Source organism: Vibrio sp. L3-7 (genome assembly GCF_963898195.1).
In the GTDB taxonomy this organism is placed as follows: domain Bacteria; phylum Pseudomonadota; class Gammaproteobacteria; order Enterobacterales; family Vibrionaceae; genus Vibrio; species Vibrio echinoideorum.
Window position 1 is genome coordinate 11,821 of sequence record NZ_CAWQUW010000037.1, and the last position, 3,676, is coordinate 15,496.

At 50.5% G+C, this 3,676-nt stretch carries 2 protein-coding genes; both read left to right on the forward strand.

The window, feature by feature from the left end; translation table 11 throughout:
* The first annotated feature begins 188 nt into the window (after positions 1-188).
* Positions 189-1,595, forward strand: coding sequence for a conjugal transfer protein TraH (locus tag AACW75_RS19685; protein ID WP_016800101.1), 1,407 nt, complete (start codon positions 189-191; stop codon positions 1,593-1,595).
* A gap of 3 nt (positions 1,596-1,598) precedes the next feature.
* Positions 1,599-3,676, forward strand: a 2,078-nt coding sequence (locus AACW75_RS19690) for a conjugal transfer protein TraG N-terminal domain-containing protein (protein WP_237297917.1), incomplete at its 3' end; no start/stop codon positions are given.

Consider the following 3,676-nt stretch of genomic DNA (forward strand, 5'->3'; position numbering starts at 1 on the left):
CCTGTCACACCAGAGATAGGCAAGACCTTTTTCCCAGGCCAGGGAAAAACGGTCATGCCTGCGACCTTCTTAATGAACGTGAACAGCCGTAAGTTCTCACGTCTGAGCATTGGAGACGTACCAGAAAGCACGCTTGCCCAAAGCATTCAGAACGCCCTTAACGATCCGCGAGTGCAGGAGGCTCTCCAATGAAGCGCTCACTTTTCCACCACTTGTCCACCGTTGCGGTGAATAAGCGAGTTATTCCTTTATTTCTCATCAGCTTATCAGGCGTAAGTCACGCCGACACCAACCACTCGCTGGCCCGCTTTTTTGATAACTCAGGGTACAACGCCAACGTCTCAACCCCGACGGCTTACCAAGGGCAATCGGCCAACTACTACACCGGTGGCAGTTTGTTTGTGCGTAATCAAATTGTCGATGCACAGTTGGTCAGCGTCACTGTCCCCTCCATCAGTACCGGGTGCACTGGCATTGATATGTTTATGGGGGGATTTTCACACATCAGCTCAGACCAACTGGTGAAACTGGGCAAAGCCATTATTCATAATGCCCCTCCTTTTATTGTCAACTTAGCCCTGCAAACCTGGGCACCGCAGCTCAAGCAAAACCTGGATAATCTCCAAGCCAGGCTCGACAAATATCTCAATCAATCGGTGAACTCTTGTGAAGCCGCGCAAGCGTCCATCGGTGGACTGGCCGCCTTTGCCGCTCCTGCTACCAAAAAGCATGTCTGCGCGACGCTTGGGACACAAAACAACGCCTTCTCAGATTGGGTTCAAGGGCAGCAGGAATGTGGCGCAGGAGGCAAAGCAGCGGGTCAGCTAAAGGACGCCAAAAAGGATCCAGCCCTGAAAGACATGACCCAAACCAATCACAACGTGGTCTGGTCTGCGATCATGAATAACGCTTTTTTGTCCTCCGACAAAAATCTAGCGCAATTCATGATGAGTTTGTCAGGCTCTTACGTGTACGACAAAGACGGCAATCCGCGTTATTACCCTAGCCTTTTGACCGACAACAACAACCTCGTCAACGTGCTGCTCGAAGGGGGCAAGGCTGACGTTTATCAGTGTCGCAAAACAGGCCCAGATGCGTGCATTACCATTACCAAGCGCAATAACTTATCCATAAGTCAAACTAACGGCATACAAAACCAGATACGCAAACAACTGGAATCGATACTGCAAAAGATAGCCACCGACCAAAGACTCACGCGTCAACAAGAGGGTTTTCTGGAGCTGATTCAAACGCCGGTACTCAAGTTCTTTATTGACGACTTATCCGCCAATCAAACCCCCGATACCAGCAACTACTCGCGAATGATAGCGGTGGAGCTGCTTAATCAGTACCTCGTGAGCATGTTAAATGTTGCCCGCCAATCCTTGGCCAACACCAACAACAGCCAGGATGACATCGCCCTCATCACTCGTGATATCGATAACGCCAAACGCTTTACCGCGGGGCTGGCTGAGAATGCCATTGAGGCGCTCAACAACCGCAATCAACTGATTGACTCGCAAAGAAAGACCACGCAGCAAAGCACAAAAGAAATCAGCACGACCACCAAACCTACCCCGGCTTATGGGAACTGACCTATGATACTCGAATATTACACTTACACTTCCGGCGAAGTGGTCAACAAAGCCTTTAATGCGCTGGCCACTTTTTTTAGAACCAATACCTTTGGGGATTACTTACAGATGTGCATGATGCTGGGGCTTATCACCAGTTTGTTTATCTTCATGCTGTCACGTAACCCCAAAGACCTCATCAAATGGATGGTGGTGTTCTTTGCCGTACCCCTGTTTCTTATCAACATGAAAGCCGACATGCTCATCATTGATAAGACGCAACCGGGTAAGGCTTACAAGGTGGATAATGTCCCTTACCTCGTGGCCGTGCCTACTTACTTTTTCTCTTCTATCATGGTGGGGATGGCCGAAGGTGTGGAAGGCATTTTCACCACCTCCGACGATGAGCGTTATGGTCGTACTGGGATGTTGTTTGGCTCTGAGCTGTATCAGCTCTCAAGACAATCCAGGATTAATGAGCTAGCGCTGCAAAAACTCTGGCGAGACTACTTTCATAACTGCATGATTGGGGATGTGAGAATCAATGGGAAATACACCTGGGATGAACTCTTTACCGCCCCTGATATTTTTGCCTTTTTAGACGGCGTTAGGCAAAGCCCGTTGCGCGCCCTTTATCTTGATGAAGGCGGCGGCCGAAGCACCTACAAGCGATGTGAAGAAGCTTACCCTATCATCAAGCAGCGCTTTGATGATGCCGCCAATAAAAACATGAGCTTGTTAGCGCATCAATTGCTTGGTAAAGACGCGGACCGTTATAAGCCGCAAGTGGTGCAGTCACTCACCCGCAGCTACGACAAATTTTTTAGAATGAGTACCAGCGCGTCCAGCACCATCAAACAAAACATGCTGATGAACGAGCTACGCTACAACCTTGATAGCCTTGACCCAACGCAAGCTGCGCTCAATTACGCTTATACCACCAATAAACTGCAAACCACCTCAATGTGGGCGTCATTAGGTTTGATGGCAAGAGAATACTTGCCGATGCTCCATACCATGATGTTTATGTTGTTCGCGTGCCTAGGCTTCTTTGTTGCAGGTGCCGCGGTCATTCCTGGCTTGACCATGATGGTGTTAAAAAACTATTTTGGGACGTTTGCCTTTTTGGCCACGTGGCCAGCCTTGTTTGCCATCATCAACGGCTTTCAGCTTTGGGGACTGGAATCTCTGTCTACGGATGTCTCGGGGAAGTTCGGGGGGCTAGTGCTTTCCAACGCGAATGCCGCGGATGAGCTTCACAGCCGCTTCGCCTGGATCACGGGTATATTGATGATAGGCGTCCCTATGATAGCCAAAGGCATTTTAAAAGGCGGTCAAGAAGTCATGTCGAGCATGAACTACCAGCTCTCGAGCATGATTAACTCGACCAATGCCAGAGCGAGCGCTGCAGCGTCCACGGGTAATCTGGATTTTGGCAGTATGCAGATTGACAACCACAGCATGAACAACACCCATGCCAATAAGTTTGATACCAATACCCTCGCCAACCAAGGTCACAGCTACACCCAAAACCCAGACGGCTCGGTGACCACACAACACGGAGATGGGCGCACCACCTACGACAGCTCACAAACCACCAGTCGCGGCAACATCAGCGCCAACACGCAAAGCATGCTGCAAGAGAGTGTGGCGAATGCCCGCAATCAAACGCAGCAAAACCTTGCTCAAACTAGCACCCAACTGGCTCAAACCCTCCAAGGAGGCGCGGCGCTGAGCGACCGCTGGCATGATAGTGTGGGTAAAAACCTGGCTTACGGTGAAGGCAGCACCAGTGGCTTTAATACTCAAGTCAGCCAAGGTATGAATGACATGCAAACGGCGGTTGACAGCGTGATTCAACAAACGGGTTGGACGAAAGACCAATCAAAAGCTTACCTGCAAAGTGTCTATGGCGGCTTCGAGGGCGGCGTAGGCACCGGTAAAGGGGCATCGCCATTCAATTTGGGCGCCAGTGGCGGCGTGAAATGGTCTGATGATGAACGTACGGCTTACAGCAATATGAATGCCGAGCAAAAGCAGCAGCTTGAGCAAGCCACGCAGCAATACACCGAAGGGGCCAATGCCGTGACCAGTGCCGGCAC